Origin of the sequence: Pseudomonas sp. NY15437 (assembly GCF_048068435.1) — a bacterium.
In the GTDB taxonomy this organism is placed as follows: Bacteria; Pseudomonadota; Gammaproteobacteria; order Pseudomonadales; family Pseudomonadaceae; genus Pseudomonas; species Pseudomonas nitroreducens_B.
Genome location: NZ_JBLUQC010000004.1, coordinates 1 through 22,343, shown reverse-complemented (window position 1 = coordinate 22,343; position 22,343 = coordinate 1). Strand labels below are relative to the sequence as shown.

General features: G+C 66.8%; 27 protein-coding genes and 2 pseudogenes. 17 read left to right on the top strand and 12 right to left on the bottom strand.

The window, feature by feature from the left end; translation table 11 throughout:
• The first annotated feature begins 56 nt into the window (after positions 1–56).
• Positions 57–785, top strand: coding sequence for an SDR family oxidoreductase (locus ACNFIA_RS10435; protein ID WP_416784670.1), 729 nt, complete (start codon positions 57–59; stop codon positions 783–785).
• Between the two features lie 184 nt (positions 786–969).
• Positions 970–1,560, top strand: coding sequence for a 2-hydroxychromene-2-carboxylate isomerase (locus tag ACNFIA_RS10430; RefSeq protein ID WP_416784668.1), 591 nt, complete (start codon positions 970–972; stop codon positions 1,558–1,560).
• Positions 1,561–1,782: 222 nt separating this feature from the next.
• Here ACNFIA_RS10430 and ACNFIA_RS10425 read toward each other — a convergent pair whose 3' ends face one another.
• Positions 1,783–2,184 (bottom strand): hypothetical protein, encoded by a 402-nt coding sequence (locus tag ACNFIA_RS10425; RefSeq protein ID WP_416784666.1) that lies wholly within the window; start codon positions 2,182–2,184, stop codon positions 1,783–1,785.
• A gap of 158 nt (positions 2,185–2,342) precedes the next feature.
• Between ACNFIA_RS10425 and ACNFIA_RS10420 the strand changes: the two genes are divergently transcribed.
• Positions 2,343–3,146, top strand: a complete 804-nt coding sequence (locus ACNFIA_RS10420; RefSeq protein ID WP_416784664.1) for a helix-turn-helix domain-containing protein — start codon at positions 2,343–2,345, stop codon at positions 3,144–3,146.
• Here ACNFIA_RS10420 and ACNFIA_RS10415 read toward each other — a convergent pair whose 3' ends face one another.
• Positions 3,147–3,671, bottom strand: a complete 525-nt coding sequence (locus ACNFIA_RS10415) for a DUF962 domain-containing protein (RefSeq protein ID WP_416784662.1) — start codon at positions 3,669–3,671, stop codon at positions 3,147–3,149.
• 74 nt (positions 3,672–3,745) lie between these two features.
• Between ACNFIA_RS10415 and ACNFIA_RS10410 the strand changes: the two genes are divergently transcribed.
• The 3 genes from ACNFIA_RS10410 to ACNFIA_RS10400 all read left to right on the top strand — a co-directional run bounded on the left by ACNFIA_RS10410 (position 3,746) and on the right by ACNFIA_RS10400 (position 6,100).
• A complete protein-coding gene (locus ACNFIA_RS10410; protein WP_416784661.1) occupies positions 3,746–4,435 on the top strand; it encodes a Crp/Fnr family transcriptional regulator in 690 nt (229 codons plus the stop codon).
• A gap of 188 nt (positions 4,436–4,623) precedes the next feature.
• Entirely contained in the window at positions 4,624–5,121 is a 498-nt protein-coding gene (locus ACNFIA_RS10405) for a porin family protein (protein ID WP_416784659.1), read from the top strand.
• A 220-nt stretch (positions 5,122–5,341) separates the two neighbouring features.
• On the top strand, positions 5,342–6,100 hold the full coding sequence (locus ACNFIA_RS10400) for a hypothetical protein (RefSeq protein ID WP_416784657.1): 759 nt from the start codon (positions 5,342–5,344) through the stop codon (positions 6,098–6,100).
• Position 6,101: 1 nt separating this feature from the next.
• Here ACNFIA_RS10400 and ppk2 read toward each other — a convergent pair whose 3' ends face one another.
• Complete coding sequence (gene ppk2 / locus ACNFIA_RS10395) at positions 6,102–7,016, bottom strand: polyphosphate kinase 2 (RefSeq protein ID WP_259759497.1); 915 nt, start codon at positions 7,014–7,016, stop codon at positions 6,102–6,104.
• Between the two features lie 241 nt (positions 7,017–7,257).
• Positions 7,258–8,226 carry a magnesium transporter CorA family protein gene (locus tag ACNFIA_RS10390; RefSeq protein ID WP_259758035.1) on the bottom strand — a complete coding sequence of 323 codons (969 nt, stop codon included), beginning with the start codon at positions 8,224–8,226 and terminating at the stop codon, positions 7,258–7,260.
• 89 nt (positions 8,227–8,315) lie between these two features.
• Here ACNFIA_RS10390 and ACNFIA_RS10385 point away from each other — a divergent pair, with 89 nt between their 5' ends.
• The 3 genes from ACNFIA_RS10385 to ACNFIA_RS10375 all read left to right on the top strand — a co-directional run bounded on the left by ACNFIA_RS10385 (position 8,316) and on the right by ACNFIA_RS10375 (position 11,853).
• A complete protein-coding gene (locus tag ACNFIA_RS10385) occupies positions 8,316–8,594 on the top strand; it encodes a hypothetical protein (RefSeq protein ID WP_416784654.1) in 279 nt (92 codons plus the stop codon).
• An 83-nt stretch (positions 8,595–8,677) separates the two neighbouring features.
• Positions 8,678–8,911 (top strand): TIGR02647 family protein, encoded by a 234-nt coding sequence (locus tag ACNFIA_RS10380; protein WP_259758038.1) that lies wholly within the window; start codon positions 8,678–8,680, stop codon positions 8,909–8,911.
• A gap of 92 nt (positions 8,912–9,003) precedes the next feature.
• Complete coding sequence (locus ACNFIA_RS10375; RefSeq protein ID WP_416784652.1) at positions 9,004–11,853, top strand: class I adenylate cyclase; 2,850 nt, start codon at positions 9,004–9,006, stop codon at positions 11,851–11,853.
• Between the two features lie 45 nt (positions 11,854–11,898).
• Here the strand turns inward: ACNFIA_RS10375 and rnk are convergent, their stop codons facing one another.
• The 4 genes from rnk to ACNFIA_RS10355 form a co-directional block, all read right to left on the bottom strand.
• Positions 11,899–12,303, bottom strand: a complete 405-nt coding sequence (gene rnk, locus ACNFIA_RS10370) for a nucleoside diphosphate kinase regulator (protein ID WP_259758040.1) — start codon at positions 12,301–12,303, stop codon at positions 11,899–11,901.
• A gap of 183 nt (positions 12,304–12,486) precedes the next feature.
• The gene (locus ACNFIA_RS10365; RefSeq protein ID WP_259758042.1) at positions 12,487–12,693 is read right to left on the bottom strand and encodes a DUF1289 domain-containing protein; all 207 of its coding nucleotides are present in this window, start codon (positions 12,691–12,693) and stop codon (positions 12,487–12,489) included.
• Positions 12,671–13,006 carry an iron donor protein CyaY gene (gene cyaY, locus ACNFIA_RS10360; RefSeq protein WP_259758043.1) on the bottom strand — a complete coding sequence of 112 codons (336 nt, stop codon included), beginning with the start codon at positions 13,004–13,006 and terminating at the stop codon, positions 12,671–12,673. The genes ACNFIA_RS10365 and cyaY overlap by 23 nt, the downstream gene beginning before the upstream one ends.
• A complete protein-coding gene (locus ACNFIA_RS10355; protein ID WP_416784649.1) occupies positions 13,003–14,064 on the bottom strand; it encodes an AraC family transcriptional regulator in 1,062 nt (353 codons plus the stop codon). The genes cyaY and ACNFIA_RS10355 overlap by 4 nt, the downstream gene beginning before the upstream one ends.
• Positions 14,065–14,215: 151 nt before the next feature.
• Here ACNFIA_RS10355 and lptM point away from each other — a divergent pair, with 151 nt between their 5' ends.
• The 6 genes and pseudogenes from lptM to ACNFIA_RS10325 all read left to right on the top strand — a co-directional run bounded on the left by lptM (position 14,216) and on the right by ACNFIA_RS10325 (position 17,893).
• Positions 14,216–14,356 carry an LPS translocon maturation chaperone LptM gene (lptM, locus tag ACNFIA_RS10350; RefSeq protein ID WP_081515193.1) on the top strand — a complete coding sequence of 47 codons (141 nt, stop codon included), beginning with the start codon at positions 14,216–14,218 and terminating at the stop codon, positions 14,354–14,356.
• Positions 14,357–14,373: 17 nt separating this feature from the next.
• Positions 14,374–14,655: pseudogene (locus ACNFIA_RS10345) on the top strand (diaminopimelate decarboxylase); the annotation flags it as partial.
• A gap of 13 nt (positions 14,656–14,668) precedes the next feature.
• The gene (gene dapF, locus ACNFIA_RS10340) at positions 14,669–15,499 is read left to right on the top strand and encodes a diaminopimelate epimerase (RefSeq protein WP_259758045.1); all 831 of its coding nucleotides are present in this window, start codon (positions 14,669–14,671) and stop codon (positions 15,497–15,499) included.
• 11 nt (positions 15,500–15,510) lie between these two features.
• On the top strand, positions 15,511–16,212 hold the full coding sequence (locus ACNFIA_RS10335; RefSeq protein ID WP_259758046.1) for a DUF484 family protein: 702 nt from the start codon (positions 15,511–15,513) through the stop codon (positions 16,210–16,212).
• Positions 16,213–16,298: 86 nt separating this feature from the next.
• On the top strand, positions 16,299–17,204 hold the full coding sequence (gene xerC, locus ACNFIA_RS10330) for a tyrosine recombinase XerC (RefSeq protein ID WP_416784645.1): 906 nt from the start codon (positions 16,299–16,301) through the stop codon (positions 17,202–17,204).
• Complete coding sequence (locus tag ACNFIA_RS10325) at positions 17,201–17,893, top strand: HAD family hydrolase (protein ID WP_416784643.1); 693 nt, start codon at positions 17,201–17,203, stop codon at positions 17,891–17,893. The genes xerC and ACNFIA_RS10325 overlap by 4 nt, the downstream gene beginning before the upstream one ends.
• 352 nt (positions 17,894–18,245) lie before the next feature.
• On the opposite strand, the gene sutA is transcribed toward ACNFIA_RS10325, so the two are convergent.
• The 4 genes from sutA to glnK form a co-directional block, all read right to left on the bottom strand.
• Positions 18,246–18,578 carry a transcriptional regulator SutA gene (sutA, locus tag ACNFIA_RS10320; protein ID WP_017520751.1) on the bottom strand — a complete coding sequence of 111 codons (333 nt, stop codon included), beginning with the start codon at positions 18,576–18,578 and terminating at the stop codon, positions 18,246–18,248.
• Between the two features lie 78 nt (positions 18,579–18,656).
• Complete coding sequence (locus ACNFIA_RS10315) at positions 18,657–19,082, bottom strand: secondary thiamine-phosphate synthase enzyme YjbQ (RefSeq protein WP_259758051.1); 426 nt, start codon at positions 19,080–19,082, stop codon at positions 18,657–18,659.
• A 107-nt stretch (positions 19,083–19,189) separates the two neighbouring features.
• Positions 19,190–20,524, bottom strand: a complete 1,335-nt coding sequence (locus ACNFIA_RS10310; RefSeq protein WP_259758052.1) for an ammonium transporter — start codon at positions 20,522–20,524, stop codon at positions 19,190–19,192.
• 41 nt (positions 20,525–20,565) lie between these two features.
• Positions 20,566–20,904: a P-II family nitrogen regulator gene (gene glnK, locus ACNFIA_RS10305; protein ID WP_003457590.1), complete on the bottom strand. Its 339-nt coding sequence runs from the start codon at positions 20,902–20,904 to the stop codon at positions 20,566–20,568.
• Between the two features lie 403 nt (positions 20,905–21,307).
• Here glnK and ACNFIA_RS10300 point away from each other — a divergent pair, with 403 nt between their 5' ends.
• Positions 21,308–21,592 carry an accessory factor UbiK family protein gene (locus ACNFIA_RS10300; RefSeq protein WP_416784640.1) on the top strand — a complete coding sequence of 95 codons (285 nt, stop codon included), beginning with the start codon at positions 21,308–21,310 and terminating at the stop codon, positions 21,590–21,592.
• A 39-nt stretch (positions 21,593–21,631) separates the two neighbouring features.
• Positions 21,632–22,225 (top strand): annotated as a pseudogene (locus ACNFIA_RS10295) (magnesium chelatase domain-containing protein); the annotation flags it as partial.
• Positions 22,226–22,343: the final 118 nt, after the last annotated feature.

Below are 22,343 nucleotides of genomic sequence, written 5' to 3'. Positions count from 1 at the left end.
ACGTTCGTTTACCTAACGACCGTTTACCAAAGAAGCGCACCGCAGAGGAAACGAGCATGTCGAACAAGAAAGTCGTCCTGGTCATCGGCGCCGGCGATGCCACCGGCGGCGCCATCGCCCGTCGCTTCGCCCGCGAAGGCTACGTCGCCTGCGTCACCCGGCGCTCGGCGGACAAACTGCAACCGCTGGTGGAGCAGATCCGCGCCGAAGGTGGCGAAGCCCACGGCTTCGCCTCCGACGCCCGCAAGGAAGAGGCGGTGATCGAGCTGGTGGAAACCATCGAACGCGACATCGGCCCCATCGAGGCGTTCGTTTTCAACATCGGCGCCAACGTCCCCTGCAGCATCCTCGAGGAGACGGCGCGCAAGTACTTCAAGATCTGGGAAATGGCCTGTTTCTCCGGCTTCCTCACCGGCCGCGAGGTGGCCAAGCGCATGGTCACGCGCCAGCGCGGCACGATCCTGTTCACCGGGGCCACCGCCGGCCTGCGCGGCGCCTCGGGCTTCGCCGCCTTCGCCGGGGCCAAGCACGGCATTCGCGCGCTGGCCCAGAGCATGGCCCGCGAGTTGGGGCCGATGGGCCTGCACGTCGCCCACGTGGTGGTGGACGGTGCCATCGACACCGAGTTCATCCGCGACACCTTCCCCGAGCGTTACGCGCTCAAGGACCAGGACGGCATCCTCGATCCCGAGCACATCGCCGACAGCTACTGGTACCTGCACAGCCAGCCGCGCGACGCCTGGACCTTCGAACTGGATCTACGCCCGTGGATCGAGCGCTGGTGAAAAATCGAAAGACGACTAGCTGCGCGTCGGCCAGGCGTCGTTGGAATCCAGCAGGGGCTGCTCATTTACAAACGCTGACTATCAAAGCAAAAGGTCCGCGCCCCTGCTGGATTCCGCCTAGCCTGGCTCTAGCTCGCAAGGTCGTCTGTCGATGTTGCGAACCTACAAAAAGAGAGAGCCACTCATGAGCAAGAGCGTCGAGTTCTACTTCGATTTCGGCAGCCCGACTTCCTATCTCGCCTACACCCAGTTGCCGCAGATCTGCGCCGAAACCGGCGCCGCACTGGTCTACCGGCCCGTGCTGCTGGGCGGCGTGTTCCAGGCCACCGGCAATGCCTCGCCCATCGCCATCCCGGCCAAGGGCCGCTACACGATGATCGACATGCAGCGTTTCGCCCGCCGCTACGGCGTGCCGCTGCAGATGAACCCGCACTTCCCGATCAACACCCTCACCCTGATGCGCGCCGCCACCGGCGTGCAGTTGCGCCAGCCGGAACGCTTCGAGGCGCTGCTGGCCTGCGTGTTCAAGGGCATGTGGGTGGCGGCGTTGAACCTGGGCGACCCCGCGGTGCTCGGCCCGTGGCTGGCCGAGGCGGGCTTCGATCCGCAGGCACTGCTGGCGCTGACCGCCGATCAGGAAGTGAAGGACGCGCTGAAGGCCAATACCGAAGCGGCGATCAAGCGCGGAATGTTCGGTGCACCGACGATGTTCGTCGGCGACGAGATGTTCTTCGGCCAGGATCGCCTCGACTTCGTTCGTGAAGCCTTGGCGTAAAGCGGTTCGCATCCCGCAGAGTCGCCGACGAGCGCCGACGTGGATGGCGTGGAGCACAGCGATACCCATCGATTCCGCGCACCGACCGCATGGGTATCGCTGCGCTCCACCCATCCTACAAGGTTCATCTGCGAAGTTTGGCGTGAAGCGGTTCGCGAGCAAGCTCGCTCCTACAGGCCAGCGCCGGAGTGCTCTTCGTAGGAGCGAGCTTGCTCGCGAACATCACAGCGCCAGACTCTCCGACCGGCGCAGGCCGAAGAACTCCAGCTCGGCCAGCAGCAGGACCACCAGCGCCTGGCTGATGACGAAGGCGTAGCCCAGGGCGGTGGGCTGCACGTAGCCGGTCACCAGCAGGGCGATGCTCTCCACCACCCACAGCGCGTTCAAGGCGATCACCGCCCAGACGCCGGTGCGCGACAGCAGCGTCTGGTTGCTCATCCAGTAGAGCACCAGCGCCAGCGGCAACAGCACGATGCCGGCCACCAGCAGCAGGACGAAGGGCAGGGCCAGCAGTTCGCCCAGCGGTTGTGCGGCCAGGGCCATCAGCAGGCCCATGGCGCCACCGGCGATGGCATCGACTTTCAGGGTCAGGCGAAGCAGCGGGGAAGGTTGCAGCAGAGTCATGGCGAAGCTCCTTCAGGGGTCGCCACCGGTTGGCGGCGTGTGGCTGAAGAATCCGCTCCGGACGTAGGTGCGTCGATTACCTGCCAGGTAATGGCCGTTACCCGGCGGCCGGTCTATCGTTCGATGCCATGGCCAGTCCCGCTATGAACGGTCCGACGATGAACAGCCCCGCCAAGAACACCCCGGCCCAACCGGTCGGCACCCTGCTCCGCCAATGGCGCCAGCGTCGCCGGCTCAGCCAGCTCGACCTCGCCTGCGACGCGGATATCTCCACGCGCCACCTGAGCTTCGTCGAAACCGGCCGCGCCCTGCCCAGCCGCGAAATGCTCCTGCACCTGGCCGAACAGCTGGACATTCCGCTGCGCGAGCGCAACCGCCTGCTCAGTGCCGCCGGCTATGCCCCGGTGTATTCGGAGAAGGGCCTGGACGACCCGGCGCTGACCGTGGCCCGGCAGGCCATCGATCAGTTGCTCAAGGCCCATGAGCCGAACCCGGCCATGGTGGTGGACCGCCACTGGAACTTGCTGGCGTCCAACCGCACGGTGGATATCTTCCTGATCGGCGTCGACCCGCAGCTGCTGCTGCCGCCGATCAACGTGCTGCGCATGAGCCTGCACCCCAAGGGGCTGGCGCCGCGCATCCTCAACCTCGGGCCGTGGAAGGCGCATGTGGTGGAGCGCCTGCAGCGCGACTTCGAGGCCAGCGGCGACCCGGCGCTGGCGGCGCTGCGTGACGAGGTGGCGGCCTATCCGGCGCCGCCCTACGACGAAGCGGCCAACGGAGACATGGTGCTGATCCCGGTGCAACTGCAGACGGAGCTGGGCGTGTGCAGCCTGATCGGCACCATCACGGTGTTCGGCACGCCGGTGGACGTGACACTGTCGGAGCTGGCCCTGGAAACCTTCTTCCCGGCCGACCCCGACAGCGCGCGCATCCTCCGCCAGCTCAGCGGGTCTGAGTGATCAGGCGGTCGCCTTCTTCTCGCGGATGCAGGTAGGGCCGGCGCGTTCTTCCACGGCGTGGCGCACGTCATCGCGCAGGCCCAGCAGGAAGGCCGCTTCGGCGGCCACGAACAGCGGGCCGACGATCAGCCCGGTGAGGTCATCGACGAAGGCCGGCTTGCGCCCCTCGTACCAGTGACCGACGAACTGGATGATCCAGCCCACCACGAACAGGCCGATCCCCCAGCTGAGCCAATAGGCCGTGCTGCCGGCCGCCAGCGCCGCGCCGACCCACAGCGACAGCGCCAGCAGTGCGGTCATCAGCAGGCCGAAGCGCAGGTCCAGGCGCAGGTAGAAGACCACCGAGGCCAGCGCCAGCAGCGTGGCAGGCGAGAGGAGCAGGCCGCCGAGTTCGATGCCCGGGCGCGACAGCAGGGTGGCGATGGCCAGCACGATCATTGGAATGCCGATGAAATGGCTGACGATGTTCCGCCGGTCACGATGGTAGGCGGCATATTGAGCAAGGTGATCGACCAGAGTTTTCATTGTTGTTCTCCCGCAAGGTACTGGCATGATGGCGAGGTGCGCCTCGCCACTCTGTCAGTTAGCCGACATTGCCCATGACCGACGCCAAGCCCTACCTCTCCAGCCTGCACGATGGCCGCTGGTTCCAGACCCTCCCCGAGGGGCTGCGCCAGGCCTTGTGCGACGCCGCCGTGGTGCGCCGCCTGCCCGCCGGCCAGCGCCTGTTCGCCCGCGGCGACGCGCCGTGCGGCCTGTATTGCGTGGTGGAAGGCGCGATGCGCGTGAGCGTGGTCGGCGAATCGGGCAAGGAAGCGCTGCTGGCGCTGGTGGAAGCGCCCAACTGGTTCGGCGAGATCTGCCTGTTCGACGGCCAACCGCGCACCCACGATGCCTATGCCGAGGGCGCCACGGTGCTGCTGCAGGTACCCCTGGCGCCGTTGCAGGCGCTGCTGGCGCAGCACCCGGAATACTGGCGCGACTTCGCCCTGCTGATGAGCCACAAGCTGCGCATCACCTTCGCCGTGCTGGAGGAGTTGTCCCTGCTGCCGGCCGCGCCGCGCTTGGCCCGGCGCCTGCTGATGATTGCGGAGGGCTACGGCGAGTCGGCCATCGCCAAGCGCGAACTGCACCTGCCGCAGGACCAGTTGGCCGCCATGCTGTCGCTGTCGCGGCAGACCACCAACCAGATCCTCAAGGACCTCGAAGCCCAGGGCATCGTCCGCCTGAGCTACGGCGGCATCGAGATCCTCGACCGCGAGCGCTTGCGCCAGGCCGCCCACGCCTGATCCCGCCCTGCCGCGTCTAGAACAAAAGCCAGGCCACTCTCGACACGCTTCGATGGTCGCGCCCCCGGCCACCCCGCTCTAATGCCCCGCCGCCGCGCTGGCGCCCGAATAGCCGCGCCAGGGTGGCACCCGAACCTTCCGCACGACAGCAAGGCGGCCGGCGTCTGCGCCAGCCGCAAGGGAATCCTATGCGCCTTTCGAAACTCCTCTGCGCCCTCGCCCTCACCACTCCGGCCCTGGCGATGGCCGACGACAGCGGCCTCTATGTCGGTGGCGGCGTCACCCGCCTCGAGATCGACGACCGCTCCTTCGACGACCATGACAACAGCTACAAGCTGTATGCCGGCTACCGCCTGAACAACTACCTGTCCCTGGAAGGCGCGGTGGTCGACTTCGGCGAGATGAGCGATGGCAACCAGCACTTCGACGGCGAGTCGCTGCAGGCCAACGTGCACCTGGGCTTCCCCATCGGCCAGCGCATCCGCCTGTACGGCATCGCCGGCGTACACGCCTGGCACGCCGACGACGACGCCGCCGGCAAATCCGACGATGTCGACCCGCTCTATGGCTTCGGCGGCGAGATGGACCTGATCGGCGGCCTGGGCGTGCGCCTGGAGCAGGAGTACCTGGACGTCGGCGACATCGACCTCGACCAGACCACCCTTTCCGCCTACTGGCGCTTCTGACGCCAGCCCGCAAAGCCCGGCGGAAGGTCAGGCTCTCTCCCCAGAGCGGTCCTCCCCCTCCGACCTTCCGCCGGCACCTCCATCGGACGCAAATCACTCTTTCGGTCGGTTGCAGCGCACGCGTTCGCGGCTAGCCTAGGGATAGCTGCGTTTCTGGCGCCAGAAAGACTTACATGCGGCGAATCGCGCGGCTCACAATAACAATAAGGACGCCTCCGCCATGTTCGATCTCGTTCGCGGGTTCATGCTGTGCTGTCTCGGACTCTTCGCCCTCGCCGCCCAGGCCAACCTCCCTAGCGAGGAACTGCAGCTGCAGACCCTGCAGGTCTACACCTGCCGCTCGATCAACAGCCTGTTGCTGCTGCGCGGCGAAGGCTTCCAGGAAACCCACGCCGCCCAGCTGGAGAAGGACCTGGCGACGCTGGACAATGCCATCAAGGGCTTCCCCAAGGCCGACGAGGCGCTGAAGAAGGCGCATGCCGCCTTCGTTACGCAGATTCGCAACGGCGTTTCCTACGGCCCCAAGGAAGAAGACCTGCCCTGGCGCTACAACCAGGACCTGAGCCGCGCCCTGCGCGACCTGCTCAACCAGGCGGAGCGCTTCGTTCCCGCCAGCGCCGACGCCAGCCAGATTCCTCTGTGGGAACTGCCGGTGCGCGTGGAATACCTCGCCACCCAGTACTTGGGCCGCGCCTACATGAGCGGGCTGGAACTGGCCCGCGAGCAGCCCCAGGAATACCTCGGCCAGGACGAAAGCGTGCTGGTGCCCTTGCTCTCCCAGCGCATCGGCCAACTGCCCGACAGCGACGCCACCAAGAAGCTGCGCACCCGCTGGGAGTACCTGAGCAAGGCGCTGCTGGACATGAACAGCAAGAGCAACGCCCTGGTCAGCGCCTCCGGCCGACCCTGGGCGCCAATCATCGTCGATCGCAACGCCCGCGCCGTGTCCGGCCAGCTCATGCTGATCAGCCAGCAGTGACTCAGGCCGGGATCGCCTCCTCGTCCGGCTCGACCCGCTCGATGGCCGGGCTGGCGACCTTCGCCACGGGCGCCGCCTTCATCTCGTCGCGGTCCAGTTCGGCGGCGCGCCCCACCAGCAGGTGGTCCGGGGCATGGGCGATGTGCAGGTCCTTGCCCGGGTAATCCAGCGTGTGCAGGAAATGCCGCAGGCAGTTCAGCCGCGCGCGCTTCTTGTCGTCCGACTTGATCACCACCCAGGGCGCATCGGCGGTGTCGGTGTGGAAGAACATCGCTTCCTTGGCCTGGGTGTAGTCGTCCCACTTGTCCAGCGACTGGATGTCGATGGGCGACAGCTTCCAGTGCTTGAGCGGGTCGTCGCGGCGCGAAACGAAGCGGCGCAACTGCTCCTCGCGGCTCACCGAGAACCAGTACTTGAAGACGTGGATGCCGTTGCGCACCAGCATGCGTTCAAGCTCGGGGGTCTGCTGCATGAACTCCAGGTACTGGCGCGGCGAACAGAAGCCCATGACCCGCTCGACCCCGGCGCGGTTGTACCAGGAGCGGTCGAAGAAGACGATTTCGCCGGCGGTGGGCAGGTGCTGGATGTAGCGCTGGAAATACCATTGGCCAAGTTCGGCGTCGCTGGGTTTTTCCAGGGCGATGACCCGTGCGCCGCGCGGGTTCAGGTGCTCCATGAAGCGCTTGATGGTGCCGCCCTTGCCGGCGGCGTCGCGGCCTTCGAACAGCACGACGACGCGCTGCCCGGTCTCCTTCACCCAGTTCTGCACCTTCAGCAGTTCGATCTGCAGCTCGGCCTTGGTCTTTTCGTATTCGCGGCGCTGCAGGCGCGTGCGGTACGGGTAGCTGGCCGGCAGCTCGGCGGAGGTGGAGTCCTCATTGGTGCCACGCGGCGCCATGGCCACCTTCAGGGCCACGGGACCGCTGCTCTGGGCGCGGATTTCCGCACCGCCGGTGGTGGGGACGGGTAGGTCGACGGCGCTCGGCTTGGGCGCGCGGGTCTTGTTGTCGGACGGGGGCATGTTCTCCTCCTTAAGGGGTGGCGAGGGTTGATGGGACTCCCTCACTTTGCGCACCACCGGCGCCACCTCACTTGACCGACATCAATCCCCAATCAGGAGTAGAAGTCAGGAAATTCCTGAATAACTCCGACTTTTCCTACAACCAGCCTTTGTACTTGAACCAGTAGTAGGGAATGATCGCCGAGATCACCATCGCCACCAGGGCCATCGGGTAGCCGGCCAGCCACTGCAGCTCGGGCATGTGCGCGAAGTTCATGCCGTACACCGTGCCCACCAGGGTCGGCGGCAGGAACAGCACCGCGGCGATGGAGAACACCTTGATGATGCTGTTCTGCTCGATGTTGATCAGCCCCAGGGTGGCGTCCAGCAGGAAGGTGATCTCCCCGGCCATCTTCGTCTGGTACTCGCTGAGCGAGCGCACGTCGCGCTCCACGGACTTCATGCCCAGCTTCACCTCGTCGCTGATCCACTCGTTGTTGCTGCCCTGGCGGAAGTAGCCCAGCGGCCGGCTGATGCTCAGCAGGCTCTCGTTGAGCTTGGACAGCAGCGAGTTCTTGCGTCCCAGTTGCTTGACCACTTCCTGCAGGTCGGCCTTCTCGGCCGCCTGGCCCTCGCGGAAGATGTCGTTGCCCAGGCTGTCGAGCTGCTTCTGCACCGTCTCCAGCACGTCGGCGATGCGGTCCACCACGCTGTCCATCAGGGTCACGAACAGCTGGTCGCTGCGCCCTTCGCAGCCGCCGCGCTGGGTGCGCGTCTCGAAGGTGCGGAAGGCCAGCAGGTCGGTGTAGCGCACCGTCACCAGCCAGTTCGGCGTCAGCACACAGGTGACCTCCGAACTGCTAGGCTTGTGCTCGCGGATGCCGCCGACCACGGTGGTGGTCATGTACAGCGCGCCCTTGCTCTCGTAGAAGCGCGAGGAGTCCTCGATCTCGGCCATCTCCTCGCGGGTCGGCACGTCCACCTCGATGATGGACTCCAGCAACTGCTCCTCCTCCGGCGTGGGCTGGAACAGGTCGATCCACAGCGTGTCCTTGGGCATGCCATGGCACTCGTTGCCGTTGTGGCGCACCAGGCGGTCGCCGACGAGGGTGTAATAGGTGATCATGTCGCCCGACGATCCTTTTACGCATCGGAAGTTGCCCCGCAGGTTGGCCAACTTCCCGGCGCTTCACAAGCCCAGCGGAGCACACTGTGATGAGCGAGCACGACGATGGCGAAGAGTCCTTCGCCGAAGACACCCTGGTCCAGGCCATCGAGAACCAGATCGAAAACGAGAGCCCCGCGGCGGCCCGCGCGGTGTTCAACAAGCTGACCCTGGTCGGCTACGAGCGCGAGGACGCCCTGCACCTGATGGCGCTGGTGCTCGCCCACGAGATCGAGGCGATGTTGGCCGAAGACCGCCCGTTCGACGGCCAGTGGTACGAGCAGGCCCTGCGCGCACTGCCGACCCTGCCCGACGGCAGCGAGGCGTAACCGGTTGAGACACGAGACCGCTTGCCGAACCGGTCGGACTTGAGACTACACTGGAGCTTCATTGACCATCGGGAGTTAGGCGAATGGCTTTCACGAAAGAAATGGTTGAGGAACTGGACCTGCTGGCGCTGTATGACCTGGAGAACAGCCAGGCGGGATTGAAAGTCCACCATGACGCCTCCGCCGAGGCTGTGGCGGCCGCCGGCCGGCTCCACGCCAAGGGGCTGATCGATCAGCGCGATGGCGGTTACCTCACCAGCCTGGGTCTCGACGCCGCCGAGCACGCCCAGGTCCTGCTCGGCATCCTGCGCGGCTGATCTCAAGTTCCCCCGCGAGCGGGCGATAACCTGGCACACTTCCGAGCGCCGCATGACCTGATGCGGCGCCGCTGGCCAGGCTGCAGTACGCCATGACGCTCACCCCCGAGATACGCCCGGACATCGACGACGGCATCGACCGAAAGGTGCTGACGCAGTTGCGTCAGCGCTTCCTCAAGGTCAATGCCGCGCGTCTGCAACGGGCCAGCGATGCGCTGTCCACGCGCCAGCAACTGGTGCTGAAGCTGCTACCGCTACTGCTGGACGTGAACCACCCGCTGCTCCCCGGCTACGTCTCGGCCAGCACGCCCGCCGGGCTGTCGAACTTCGTCCCGGACGACGAGATCCTCGCCGAAGCCCAGCGCCTGACCCGCTCCTTCAGCTACAAGCCCCGCCGCGGCAACCCGCCGCTGCCGATCCATGGGCTGTTTCTGATGGGCAGCCTGGGCACCGTCGCCCAGGCCGAGCAGAGCGACCTGGACCTGTGGGTCTGCCACGCCTCGGACCTCGCCGAAAAGGAACTGGCCGAGCTGCGTCGCAAATGCGAGCTGCTCGAACACTGGGCCGCCACCCAGGGCGCCGAGGTGCACTGCTTCCTCGTCGACCCGCAGCGCTACACCCAGGGCGCGCGCGAAGCGCGGCTGACCTCCGATGACTGCGGCACCAGCCAGCACTATCTGCTACTGGACGAGTTCTACCGCACCGCCATCTGGCTCGGCGGGCGCACGCCGCTGTGGTGGCTGGTGCCGGTCTACGAGGAGAGCCGCTACGCCGAGTACTGCCAGACACTGCTGAGCAAGCGCTTCATCCGCGCCGAAGACGTGCTCGACCTCGGCCACTTGGCGCGCATCCCCCCCGGCGAATTCATCGGCGCCGGTATGTGGCAGCTGTTCAAGGGCATCGAGTCGCCGTACAAATCGGTGCTCAAGCTCCTGCTCACCGAGGTCTACGCCAGCGAACACCCCCAGGTCTCCTGCCTGAGCCTGCGCTACAAGCAGGCGATCTATGCCGGCCGCCTGGATGTGGAGGAACTGGACCCCTACGTCATGCTCTACCGCCGCCTGGAGGAATACCTCACGGCGCGCGGCGAAACCGAGCGCCTGGAGCTGATCCGCCGCTGCCTCTACCTGAAGGTCGGCAAGAAGCTCAGCCGCCCGCCGCGCCAGGGCCACAAGAGCTGGCAGCGCAAGGTGATGGAGCGCGTCTCCGCCCCCTGGAAATGGGACAACCGGGCCTTCGCCCAACTCGACAGCCGCAGCCAGTGGAAGGTCCGTCAGGTGCTGCTGGAGCGCCGCGCGCTGGTCAACGAACTGACCCACAGCTACCGCTTCCTCTCCCAGTTCGCCCGCCTGCAGCACGCCGCCAGCGGCATCAACCCGCGGGACATGGGCATCCTCGGCCGGCGCCTGTACGCCGCCTTCGAACGCAAGGCCGGCAAGGTCGAGTTCATCAACCCGGGCATTGCCCCGGACATGGCCGAAGACATCCTCACCCTCGCCCAGCTGCCCGGCGGCGAGGCCGGCAAGCCGCCGTACTGGGCGCTGTTCGGCGGCAACCTGTCGCTGGTGGAGATGGCGGACTTCGCCCCGCTGCGCCGCGCCCGCGACCTCATCGAACTGCTCGCCTGGAGCCACCGCAACGGCGTCATCGACGCCACCACGCGGCTGTCCCTGCAACCGGGCGCCAGCGACCTGACCGAGTTCGAGCTGCAGAACCTGCTGGGCTGCCTGCAACAGGCCCTGCCGCTGCCGCTCTCCGAGGTGCCGGAAAGCGCCCTGTTGCGCAGCGCGGTGCCGTCCCAGGTGGTGCTGCTGGTCAACGTCGGCGTCGACCCGCTGCGCCAGCACAGCCAGATGAACGTGCACATGACCACCGAGCGCACCGACTCCCTGGGTTACTCCGGTGTGCGCGACAACCTGGTGCTGACCCTCGACCAGATCACCCTCAACAGCTGGAACGAACTGCTGGTCAGCCGCTACGCCGGCCCCCACGCATTGCTCGACTGCCTGCGCGAATTCCTCAACGCCCTGCCCGGCGACGCCCCGCCGCCGCGCCTGCTGGTGCGCTGCTTCTGCCGCAACCGCGCCGGCGCCATCGCCCAGCGCGTGGAAGACCTGTTCCGCGATGCCCACGCGCAACTCGCCAGCGGCAAGGGCGGGCGCTACCTGCTGCAGGTGCGCCAGCACTTCCACCTGCTGCACCTGATTCCGGGCAGCGTCAGCCACCGGGTCATCGAGGGGTTGCCGGCGCTGGTCGAGCACCTGGGCGACACCCAGGACGACAGCGGCTTCCTGCAACTGGACCGGCACGCACTGGAGGGCGACGACCTGGCGATGATCCTGCCGCTGGGCCGGGCCAATACCGTGCAGGTGTTCTACCGCCTGGACGAGGGCAGCGCAGAGATCACCATCCTCGACGAGCGCAATGCCCTGTGGCGGCGCCGCCAGGACTACGACACCGAGGAAGGCCTGCTGCTGCCGCTGCAGCGCTTCCTGCAATCGGTGCAATACCGCCGTAACGCGGTGATCTCGCTACTGGAAGACCAGGGCCCGGTGGGTGCCGATATTCTTTTCTACGAAGTGGTGAGCAACGGCCACCAGCGCGCCCAGCGCATCGAGCGGCGCAACGCGCCGCAGCCGCTGGAAGCGCTGCCGTACTACAACGTGCAGGCCATCGTCGAACCGGGCGAAGGCCAGCGCGCGCGCACCACGCTGTTCTGCAACCACCGCGAATTCTCGGAGCTGGAGTTCGGCAGCGAACTGTTCCAGGCCGTGGCCCGGCACATCCTCGACCGCCGCCGCGGGCAGGAGCGCTATCCCTGCTACATCACCGACCTGGACCTGTCGGCCATGCGCGAGGGCGGCGAGCTGCAGACGGTGCATTTCCTGCGCTACAAGCAGAGCCTGGAGCAGGCTCTGAACCGGGCGCTGGCCGAGGCCTGAACGGCCGGACCGGGCGCCCGGGGAGGGAACTTCCCGGGCGGGAACTCAGCGGTCGTATTCGCCGGCCGCTTCGGGCTGGTATTCCACTTCCAGCAGGGTCAGCTTCAGCGTCTTGCCGCTGGGCGCCGGCCAGTCGATGGTCTGGCCGGTGGTCAGGCCCAGCAGCGCCGTGCCCACCGGGGCCAGGATCGACACCTTGCCCTCGCCGCCGACGTCAGCCGGGTAGACCAGGGTCAGGTGGTATTCCTTGCCGCTGCCTTCCTCGCGGCAGCGCACGGTGGAATTCATCGTGACCACGCCCGGCGGAACCTCGTCGTGGCCGACCACGGTGGCGCGGGCCAGCTCGGCCTCCAGCGCCTCGGCCGCGGGGCCGTACTCATCCAGGCTGTCGAGCAGGCGCTCCAGACGTTGCAGGTCGAGTCGAGTCACGGTGATGGGTGGCGTGGTCATGATGGTTGGCAGTCTCCTTACAGGAGAGCCCCGGACGCTCGCGCGTACGGGGCCCTGGGTGTTCTGGCAGTAGTGACGTCCGGCGGGCGACCACCGCGTCAAATTCGAAAAAAGAAAAACCCCGCCCAAGGCGGGGTTTTCCCGGACACTAACACAGCACAGAAAATAAGCAACACCGACCAGTCACCACTTCGGCGAGTGGTTGTTTCGGCGCTTTTCGCAGTCCGCCAGGATCGCCCGGCGGCGCTCGCCGCCGGCCTGGTTCCATTCCAGTATCTCGCCCAGGGTGCGCCCGCAGCCGACGCAGATGTCCGCGTCGTCCAGGCAACAGCGCCGGCAGCAGGGCGAGGCGACGCTCGCCTGCGGCTCAGATGCCGGGGAAGTCGACATCCTCACCGGCCTGTTCCAGGGTCGCGCGGTTGAGCAGCGCACCCAGCGGTTCGCGGGTGCTGTCGCAGATCCACAGCGAGCCGGACTCGTCGTAGTCGAAGTGGAAGCCGCCGGAGCGCGCCGCCACCCACAGCTGGCGCAGCGCCGGCTGGCGGCTGAGGATCAGCTGGGTGCCGTTCTCGAAGCGTACGGTCAGCACGCCGCTGGAGTTTTCCAGGTCCACGTCCAGGTCGCTGTCGTCGAAGGCGTCCTCCACCGTTACCTGTACGGCGTCCACCAGGTCATGGAAGCGGGCTTCGCTCAAAGTGCTCATGCATCGTCCTCGGAATCAGTCAAAGGCACCAGTCTACGCCGGTATTGGCCCAGACTCTGCCCCGTCCAGCGCCGGAATGCCCGGGCGAGCGAGCCGGCCTCGCTGAAACCCAGCAGGTAGGCGATGTCGGCACTGTCCAGCGCCGGGTCGTGCAGGTAGTGCAGCACCAGTTGCTGACGGGTTTCGTCCACCAGCTGGCTGAACGACAGGCCGCTGTCGCGCAGCCGCCGCTGCAAGGTGCGCGGGCTCAGCGTCAGCGTCTGCGCCAGGCGCTCCAGCTCCGCGCCCTGCTCCGGCAGCTGCCGCGCCAGCGCCAGCCGCGCGCGGTCGAGCACGCTGTCGCCCTTGTTGATCTGCGCCAGCAGGCGCTCGGCATAGGCGTCCAGGGTGCGCTGCACCTGGGCGTCGGCCTGGCCGAGCGGCAGCCCCAGCAGGCGCTTGGGGAAGACCAGGGCATTGTCCGGCTGGTCGAACAGTACGGGGCAGCGAAAGATGCGCTCGTGCTCGCTGACATCGGCCGGCGCGCTGTGACAAAAGCGCACCTCCACCGGCGGCTCGTCCACACCGCTGACCCAGTGGCCGAAGCTGACCCAGCCGGCCAGCGTTTCCTCGCTCATCTGCCGCTGCTGTTGTGGCAGCAGCGGCGTCCAGCTGTGCCTGACCAGCGCCTCGCCGCCCGGCCGCGGGGGTTCGTCGGCCAGCTCGACGCGGCCCAGGTTGCCCACCAGCGCGGCGTAGCGCGCCTGGCGGTGCAGGGCGTCGGCGAGGGTCGCGCAGCTCATGATCAGGTAACCGAGCACGCCGTAGTAGCCGGGCCGCACGGCCTCGCCCAGATGCAGGCCGAGGTTGTCGTCGCCGCTCAGGCGCACGCCGGCGCCCACCAGCTCCAGGTAGGCGCTGGCGGCGATGCGCTGGTCGCGCTGGGCGAGGATCGCCGGCTCCAGGTGCACCGTCGCCAGCAACCGCGACGGCGCCACGCCCTGGCGCTGCAGATGCTCCACGAGGCCTTGCAGGTAGGCCACCGACACCGAGCTGGGCAGGGGATCGCGATAGTCCATCGGCACGTCCGTTTTTGCCCACCATCATAGGGCCACTCGCCCGCCGCTGCGAGCCACAAGCCCCGCCGGGCGGGAGCCCGCTTGAATAGGCAAGCCGGCGGGGGGTCGGTATACTCCGGGGCAATCGACGCTTTATTACAAGGATTCCGCCATGAAGCGACTGCTGCTTCCCTTCGTCGCGCTCGCCGTGTTCACCGCCGCGCTGGCCGGCTGTGGCCAGAAAGGCCCGCTCTACCTGCCGGACGACCAGAAGGCCAAGAGCGAACACAGCAAGGACCGCTACGGTCTCTGAGGGCGTTTCCCATGGACGCCTTCAACGTCCGCGACGGGCAACCGATCGCGGGGGACGTGCCGTTTGCGGCGCGCGCCGGGCGCTTGGGCGCTGGCGGCGAAGTCTCCCCGGCGTCTTGCCATCCCGCCCCGAAAGAAGGTGACCCGCTGGCTGTCCATTGCGCCGGCGCCTATGGTTTCGTCATGAATTCCAACGATAACACCCGGGGCCGCGCCGCCGAGGTGCCGGTGGATAGCTCGGCCGCAGCGGTGCTGCGTCGCCACGAGCTGACCGCCGGCGAAAGCCTGCTGCCGGACTGAGGCCGAGACGACGATGCTTCTGCGCTTTACCAAGATGCACGGGCTGGGCAATGACTTCATGGTCCTGGACCTGGTCAGCCAGCACGCCCACGTGCAACCACGCCACGTCAAACAGTGGGGCGACCGCAACTTCGGCGTCGGCTTCGATCAATTGCTGATCGTCGAGCCGCCGAGCACGCCGGACGCGGATTTCCGCTACCGCATCTTCAACTGCGACGGCACCGAGGTCGAACAGTGCGGCAACGGCGCGCGCTGCTTCGCCCGCTTCGTGGTGGACAAGCGCCTGACCGCGAAGAAGACCATCCGCGTGGAAACCAAGGGCGGCATGATCGAGCTGACCCTGACCAACGACGGCCAGGTCACCGTGGACATGGGCCCGCCGCGCCTGGCGCCCGAGCAGGTGCCGTTCCAGGCGGATGCCGAGGCGCTGAGCTATCCCGTCGAAGTGGACGGCCAGCAGTACCCGCTGGCGGCCATCTCCATGGGCAACCCGCACGGCGTGCTGCGTGTGGATGACGTGGACAGCGCCCCGGTGCGCACCCTCGGGCCGAAGCTGGAAGTCCACGAACGCTTCCCGCAGAAGGCCAACATCGGCTTCCTGCAGATCGTCAATCCGCACCAGGCGCGCCTGCGCGTCTGGGAACGCGGCGCCGGCGAGACGCTGGCCTGCGGCACCGGCGCCTGCGCCGCCGCGGTTGCCGGCATCCGCCAGGGCTGGCTGCAGTCGCCGGTACAGATCGACCTTCCCGGCGGACGGTTGTCCATCGAGTGGGCAGGACCGGGTCAGCCCGTTATGATGACCGGGCCCGCCGTGCGGGTGTTCGAAGGCCAGGTACGTCTATAACCGGGACGCTTATGACCGATACTCCGCAGGACCCCACCGTTACGCTCGAAGCCGAACAGGTCGCCGACTATCTTCGCCGGCACCCTGAATTCTTCGTCGACCATGACGAGCTGATCCCGGAGATGCGCATTCCGCACCAGCCGGGCGATGCCGTGTCGCTGGTGGAGCGCCAGGTGCGCCTGCTGCGCGAGCGCAACATCGAGATGCGCCATCGGCTGTCGCAGCTGATGGACGTGGCCCGCGACAACGACCGCCTGTTCGACAAGACCCGCCGCCTGGTGCTCGACCTGCTCGATGCCACCAGCCTGGAGGAAATCGTCAGCACGGTGGAGGACAGCCTGCGCCACGAGTTCCTCGTGCCCTACGTCAGCCTGATCCTGTTCAGCGACAACAACCTGCCGGTGGGCCGCTCGGTGAGCAGCGCCGAGGCGCACCAGGCCATTGGCGGCCTGCTGTCGGGCGGCAAAACCGTGTGCGGCGTGCTGCGCCCCCACGAGCTGGCCTTCCTGTTCTGCGAAAGCGAACGCGACCAGGTCGGCTCCGCCGCCGTGGTGCCGCTGACCTTCCAGGGCCTGCACGGCGTGCTGGCGATCGGCAGCCCCGACCCGCAGCACTACAAGAGCTCGCTGGGCACCCTGTTCCTGGGCTACGTCGCCGAAGTGCTGGCGCGAACCCTGCCGCGCTTCGCCACGCCACTGCGCTCGGTACGCTAGCGCGACGCTGCAAGCTATAGGCTGCAAGCCGCAAGCGGTCGCAGTACGCTGGGCGGGGACTGTGCTTTTCACCTGGAGCTTGTCGCTTGGAGCTTGAAGCTGGCATCAACGCCTACCTGGAACACCTGCGCAGCGAGCGCCAGGTGTCCGTCCATACCCTCGACGGCTATCGCCGCGACCTGCTGCGCCTTGCCGCGCTCTGCGAGAAATCCTCGCTGACCGAGTGGCCCGCACTGCAGGTGCGCGACCTGCGCCTGTTCGTCGCCCGCCTGCACCAGCAGGGTCTTGCCAGTCGCAGCCTGGCGCGCCTGCTGTCGGCCACCCGCGGGCTGTTCCAGTACCTGATCCGCGAAGGCGTCTGCCGGCACAACCCCGCCGACGGCCTCGCCGCGCCCAAGGGCGCGCGCAAGTTGCCGCGCACCCTGGACACCGACCGCACCGCGCAGTTGCTCGACGGCGGCGTCGAGGACGACTTCATCGCCCGCCGCGACCAGGCGCTGCTGGAGCTGTTCTATTCCTCGGGCCTGCGCCTCTCCGAGCTGGTCGCCCTCGACCTGGAATGGCTGGACCTCCAGGACGGCCTGGTGCGCGTGCACGGCAAGGGCAACAAGGTGCGCGAACTGCCAGTCGGCCGCGCCGCGCGGCAGGCCATCGAACAGTGGCTGCCGCTACGGGCGCTGGCATCGCCCCAGGACAACGCCGTGTTCATCGGCCGCAGCGGCAAGCGCCTGACGCCCCGCGCCGTTCAATTGCGCGTGCGCGAGGCTGGGGTGCGCGAACTCGGCCAGCACCTGCACCCGCACATGCTGCGGCACTCTTTCGCCAGCCATATGCTGGAGTCGTCCCAGGACCTGCGCGCGGTGCAGGAGCTGCTCGGCCACGCCGACATCGCCACCACGCAGATCTACACCCACCTCGATTTCCAGCACCTCGCCACGGTCTATGACCAGGCGCACCCGCGGGCACGCCGTAAACCCGGAGCAGAAGAATGAGTATCCGTCTGGTCACCTTCGACCTCGATGACACGCTGTGGGATGTCGCCCCGGTGATGAACAGCGCGGAAGCGACCCTGCGCGACTGGCTGGCGGTGAACGCCACGCAGTTGGGCCCGGTGCCGATCGAGCACCTGTGGGCGATCCGCTCGCGGCTGATGGAGCAGGACCCCATGCTCAAGCACCGCCTGAGCGAGCTGCGCCGGCGCATCCTGTTCCATGCCCTGCTCGATGCGGGTTATCCACAGGCCGAGGCCAGCGAACTGGCCGAAGCCGGCTTCCAGACCTTCCTCCACGCGCGGCACCAGGTGGCGCTGTTCCCCGAGGTGCACCCGACCCTGGAGCAACTGGCCAACCGCTTCATCCTGGGCGTGCTCACCAATGGCAACGCCGACGTGCGCCGCCTGGGCCTGGCCGATTACTTCCAGTTCGCCCTCTGCGCGGAAGAGCTCGGCGTCGGCAAGCCCGACCCGCATCCCTTCCAGGAAGCGCTCAAGCGCGGCGGCGTGGCGGCGGAGCACGCCGTGCATATCGGCGACCACCCCAGTGACGACATCGCCGGCGCGCGCCGTGCCGGCATGAAGGCCATCTGGTTCAACCCGATGCGCAAGCCGTGGGACGGCGAAGAGGCGCCCAGCGCGATCATCCACAACCTGTCCGAACTGCCGGGTGTGCTGGCCAAGCTCTGAAGGCTTTTCGTAGGAGCGAGCTTGCTCGCGAACTGCCTGAACCCTGCGGTTTCCAGGAGCCCTGGTTCGCGAGCAAGCTCGCTCCTACAACGCAGGACCGTAGGGCGCATAACCCGGAACGGGTTATCCGCCGATTGCGTCGCGGCGCGTTCGCTCGCGCGATCTGCTCCCTCTCCCTTTGGAGCGGGGCGCATGGCCAGGGCTGGGGAGGGGACTGTCCGCATCGCGCCGGCGTCCAATCGCGGACGGAGTCCGCTCCTACGCTCATGACAGATCGCAGGAAATAAACGGCTAAGAAAAAGCCCCGCCGCTCCGAGGGAGCGACGGGGCTGTTTTCATGAAACCTCAGATATCAGATAGGGCGGCTGCCGTATTTGCTATCCGGCTTCTTGGGCGGGTCGGCCACGACGTTCGGCTCGATCTCCTGCACCTTGCCACCGCGATTGAGGAACTCCTCCATCGCGCGGGCCAGGGCGTCACGATCCTTCTGCTTGGCTTCGACCGAGGGCAGTTCCTCTTCTTCAGCAGCGGCCTTGGCTTTCTTGCCACCGCCCTTCGAAGCAGGGGCTTCATCCCCGTCGCCGCTGTCGGCGTCGACTTCGCTGTCGTCAGCTGCGGCGAGCTCCTCGCCATCATCCTCGTCAGCGCCGTCCAGCTCGTCCTGTTCCAGTTCTTCGTCGCTCATTATTCAACCTCTGTGGTGCTGCAAAGCACGTTAGTTATAGCCCAGCTGCGCGGTTTGACGAACGCAGCCGGAAAAAATTCATACAAGCTCGCCCTGCCAGGTCGCCACTATCCGCCGCGGGCCGCCGTGATCGCGGTGCTCGCCCAGATAGATACCCTGCCAGGTGCCCAATGCCAACCCTCCTTCCTGTATCGGCAGGGTCAGCTGGCAGCCCAGCAGGCTGGCCTTGAAATGCGCCGGAAGATCGTCCGGGCCCTCGTAGTCGTGCTCGTAGCCGCCTTCCCCCTGGGGCACCAGGCGATTGAAGAATCGCTCGAAATCGCGGCGCACCGAAGGGTCGGCATTCTCGTTGACCGTCAGCGAGGCGGAGGTGTGCTGCAACAGCAGGTGCAGCAGGCCGACCCGGCAACGCGACAGCTCCGGCAGCGCGGCCAGGATCTCGTCGGTGACCAGGTGGAAACCTCGCGGGCGAGGGCGCAGGGTGAGGGTCTTCTGCTGCCACATGGCGGGCAATCCTTCCGTCGCTAACGGTGATGCGCGCGCATTCTAGCGTGCTGATCGAAAAAACAAAGGGCGCCCGAGGGCGCCCTTCGTCGAACGTGCGCGAACCCTTACAGGTTGTAGCCGCGCTCGTTGTGCAGGGAGAGGTCCAGGCCCACGGTTTCCTCTTCCTCGGTGACGCGCAGGCCCATGACCAGGTCCAGGACCTTGAGGATCACGAAGCTGACGATACCGGTGTAGACGATGGTGAAGGCCACGCCCTTGAACTGGGTGAACAGTTGCGCGCCGATGTCGGTCACGGTGCCGAAGCCGCCCAGGGCGGGTGCGGCGAACACGCCGGTGAGCAGGGCGCCGACGATACCGCCGACCGCATGCACGCCGAAGGCATCCAGGGAGTCGTCGTAGCCGACGGCACGCTTGAGGCTGGTGGCGGCGAAGAAGCAGATCACGCCGGCAGCCAGGCCGATCACGATGGCGCCCATCGGGCCGCAGGTACCGGCGGCCGGGGTGACGGCAACCAGGCCAGCCACGACGCCCGACGCGATGCCCAGGGCGCTCGGCTTACCGTGGGTGATCCACTCGGCGAACATCCAGCCCAGGGCGGCAGCAGCGGTGGCGATCTGGGTGACCAGCATGGCCATGCCGGCGGTGCCGTTGGCGGCGGCGGCGGAGCCGGCGTTGAAGCCGAACCAGCCCACCCACAGCAGCGCGGCGCCGATCAGGGTGTAGCCCAGGTTGTGCGGCGCCATGGCAGCGGTCGGGTAGCCCTTGCGCTTGCCGAGCACGATGCACGCCACCAGGCCAGCGATACCGGCGTTGATGTGCACTACGGTGCCGCCGGCGAAGTCCAGCACGCCCCAGTCCCACAGCAGGCCGCCGTCACCGCTCCAGACCATGTGGGCGATCGGTGCGTAGACCAGGGTGAACCACAGCGCGGTGAAGATCAGCATCGCGGAGAACTTCATGCGCTCGGCGAAGGCGCCGACGATGAGGGCCGGGGTGATGATCGCGAAGGTCATCTGGAACATCACGAAGACGCTTTCGGGGAACAGCGCGGCCGCCGAGGTCAGGCCGGTGCTGGTCAGGCCGCTGAGGAAGGCCTTGTCGAACCCGCCGACGAAGGAGGCGAAGTTGACCACGCCCTTCTCCATACCGACGGTATCGAAGGCCAGGCTGTAGCCGTAGACGACCCAGAGGATGCTGACCAGCGCGGTGATCGCGAAGCACTGCATCATGATCGACAGGACGTTCTTGGCGCGCACCATGCCGCCGTAGAACAGGGCCAGGCCGGGGATGGTCATCAGCAGCACCAGTGCGCTGGAAATCAGCATCCAGGCGGTGTCGCCGCTGTTCAGGACGGGGGCCGCTGCCTCGTCGGCCATGGCCAGGCCGGGCATTGCGAGGGGCAATAGGGCGCCTAGCCCTGCGTATTTGCGCAGAGTCATTGTTGTTTCTCCTGGGGCGTGGGGTTCGGTGTGGGCTTGGCTTAGATCGCGTCGGTGCCGGTTTCGCCGGTACGGATACGAATGGCCTGTTCCAGATTTACGACAAAGATCTTGCCGTCACCGATCTTCCCGGTGTTGGCGGCCTTGGTGATGGCTTCGATAACACGATCCAGTTGGTCATCGGCAATGGCGACGTCGATCTTCACCTTGGGCAGGAAATCGACAACGTATTCCGCGCCACGGTACAGCTCGGTGTGGCCCTTCTGCCGGCCGAAGCCCTTGACTTCGGTCACAGTGATGCCCTGCACGCCGATCTCGGACAGCGACTCACGAACGTCGTCCAGCTTGAACGGCTTGATGATGGCTGTGACTAGCTTCATGTAACTCTCTCCCGTGTTTTGGTGGACCCGCCCCAGGAAGAACGAACCCGGGGACAAGTCTAAGCGCAGTGTCTGGCTTTTGTAATGCGCCGGCCGCCCTACCTCAGCACTCCGACTGCGTTGACCGAAGCGATCCTCCGCCTCGCCTGCAGCACCGGAACTGCATCGGTGCACGCCCTATCTGCCCCAAAGCATGAAGCTTGCCAGTTCGTGAAAAGCCCCGTGGCATCAGCTACTTGGGCTCAAACGAGGATTTCTGGCGAAACGCCAGCGCCGCGTTGGCGCACCGAAAGCGCGCACGGCGAGCGGGCACACTGCTCAAAAAGCGTGCAACCCCGGGCGCCGCAGCCAGCGCCGGCTGCGTGATAGACTGCGCTCTGATTCAATCCGGAACCCATGAACCATGCTGCCGCCCAAAGCCTTCCTCGATGCCATCAGCCAACAAGCCGGACGCCTGTTCGGTGGCGAATCGCCCCTGCCGAAGGCCGAGCTGGAAGCCCAGTTCAAGGTTCTGATGCAGAGCGCCTTCAGCAAGCTCGACCTGGTCAGCCGCGACGAATTCGACAGCCAGATGGTCGTCCTCGCGCGCACCCGCGCCCGCCTGGAGGCGCTGGAAGCCAAGGTCGCGGAGATGGAAGCCAGGCTGTCCGCGCCTGCCGATACCAACGCCCCCGCCGCCGAAGAATAGGCCCCGCCTGGCGGGTGGCATGCGATCCAGGAGTGATCCATGTCCCTCGCCATCGTCCATAGCCGCGCCCAGGTCGGCGTGGAAGCGCCCGGCGTCACCGTCGAGGCGCACCTCGCCAACGGCCTGCCGTCGCTGACCCTGGTCGGCCTGCCCGAAGGCGCCGTGAAGGAAAGCAAGGACCGCGTGCGCAGCGCCCTGCTCAACTCAGGCTTCGATTTCCCCAACCGCAGAATCACGCTCAATCTCGCCCCGGCCGACCTGCCCAAGGACGGCGGGCGCTTCGACCTGGCCATCGCCCTGGGCATCCTCGCCGCCAGCGGCCAACTGGCCGATGCCGCCGGCCTGGAGGAGCTGGAATGCCTGGGCGAACTGGCGCTTTCCGGCACGCTGCGGCCGGTGCCCGGCCTGATGCCTCCGCTGGACGAAGACGAGGCGCTGCAGGTGGCCGCGATACATTCCGTCGCCGGGCGCGGGCCGCTGACCCACTGGCCGCAACGCCCGTTCCGCCAGCCGCACCACACCGCCTCCGCGCCAGCGCTGGTCGGTGGCGGCAGTCGCCCGCAGCCGGGGGAAATCACCCTGGCGCACGAAGGCGTGCTGTTTCTCGATGAGTTGCCCGAGTTCGACAGGAAGGTGCTGGATTAGTTACCCCAGATTAAAGTCCTAAAATTAGTTTTCTTATGAAGAATCGATAGAAATCTAAGCTTGAAGTCTCATAGCGCCTGTCTAGCCTGAAGTGCCATCAATTCCC

Bases quoted from the DNA above. Each gene is read 5' to 3' on its own strand.
- ACNFIA_RS10435 (WP_416784670.1), top strand. From the start codon at position 57: ATGTCGAACAAGAAAGTCGTCCTGGTCATCGGCGCCGGCGATGCCACC.
- ACNFIA_RS10430 (WP_416784668.1), top strand. From the start codon at position 970: ATGAGCAAGAGCGTCGAGTTCTACTTCGATTTCGGCAGCCCGACTTCC.
- ACNFIA_RS10425 (WP_416784666.1), bottom strand. From the start codon at position 2,184: ATGACTCTGCTGCAACCTTCCCCGCTGCTTCGCCTGACCCTGAAAGTC.
- ACNFIA_RS10420 (WP_416784664.1), top strand. From the start codon at position 2,343: ATGAACAGCCCCGCCAAGAACACCCCGGCCCAACCGGTCGGCACCCTG.
- ACNFIA_RS10415 (WP_416784662.1), bottom strand. From the start codon at position 3,671: ATGAAAACTCTGGTCGATCACCTTGCTCAATATGCCGCCTACCATCGT.
- ACNFIA_RS10410 (WP_416784661.1), top strand. From the start codon at position 3,746: ATGACCGACGCCAAGCCCTACCTCTCCAGCCTGCACGATGGCCGCTGG.
- ACNFIA_RS10405 (WP_416784659.1), top strand. From the start codon at position 4,624: ATGCGCCTTTCGAAACTCCTCTGCGCCCTCGCCCTCACCACTCCGGCC.
- ACNFIA_RS10400 (WP_416784657.1), top strand. From the start codon at position 5,342: ATGTTCGATCTCGTTCGCGGGTTCATGCTGTGCTGTCTCGGACTCTTC.
- ACNFIA_RS10390 (WP_259758035.1), bottom strand. From the start codon at position 8,226: ATGATCACCTATTACACCCTCGTCGGCGACCGCCTGGTGCGCCACAAC.
- ACNFIA_RS10385 (WP_416784654.1), top strand. From the start codon at position 8,316: ATGAGCGAGCACGACGATGGCGAAGAGTCCTTCGCCGAAGACACCCTG.
- ACNFIA_RS10380 (WP_259758038.1), top strand. From the start codon at position 8,678: ATGGCTTTCACGAAAGAAATGGTTGAGGAACTGGACCTGCTGGCGCTG.
- ACNFIA_RS10375 (WP_416784652.1), top strand. From the start codon at position 9,004: ATGACGCTCACCCCCGAGATACGCCCGGACATCGACGACGGCATCGAC.
- rnk (WP_259758040.1), bottom strand. From the start codon at position 12,303: ATGACCACGCCACCCATCACCGTGACTCGACTCGACCTGCAACGTCTG.
- ACNFIA_RS10365 (WP_259758042.1), bottom strand. From the start codon at position 12,693: ATGTCGACTTCCCCGGCATCTGAGCCGCAGGCGAGCGTCGCCTCGCCC.
- cyaY (WP_259758043.1), bottom strand. From the start codon at position 13,006: ATGAGCACTTTGAGCGAAGCCCGCTTCCATGACCTGGTGGACGCCGTA.
- ACNFIA_RS10355 (WP_416784649.1), bottom strand. From the start codon at position 14,064: ATGGACTATCGCGATCCCCTGCCCAGCTCGGTGTCGGTGGCCTACCTG.
- lptM (WP_081515193.1), top strand. From the start codon at position 14,216: ATGAAGCGACTGCTGCTTCCCTTCGTCGCGCTCGCCGTGTTCACCGCC.
- dapF (WP_259758045.1), top strand. From the start codon at position 14,669: ATGCTTCTGCGCTTTACCAAGATGCACGGGCTGGGCAATGACTTCATG.
- ACNFIA_RS10335 (WP_259758046.1), top strand. From the start codon at position 15,511: ATGACCGATACTCCGCAGGACCCCACCGTTACGCTCGAAGCCGAACAG.
- ACNFIA_RS10325 (WP_416784643.1), top strand. From the start codon at position 17,201: ATGAGTATCCGTCTGGTCACCTTCGACCTCGATGACACGCTGTGGGAT.
- sutA (WP_017520751.1), bottom strand. From the start codon at position 18,578: ATGAGCGACGAAGAACTGGAACAGGACGAGCTGGACGGCGCTGACGAG.
- ACNFIA_RS10315 (WP_259758051.1), bottom strand. From the start codon at position 19,082: ATGTGGCAGCAGAAGACCCTCACCCTGCGCCCTCGCCCGCGAGGTTTC.
- ACNFIA_RS10310 (WP_259758052.1), bottom strand. From the start codon at position 20,524: ATGACTCTGCGCAAATACGCAGGGCTAGGCGCCCTATTGCCCCTCGCA.
- glnK (WP_003457590.1), bottom strand. From the start codon at position 20,904: ATGAAGCTAGTCACAGCCATCATCAAGCCGTTCAAGCTGGACGACGTT.
- ACNFIA_RS10300 (WP_416784640.1), top strand. From the start codon at position 21,308: ATGCTGCCGCCCAAAGCCTTCCTCGATGCCATCAGCCAACAAGCCGGA.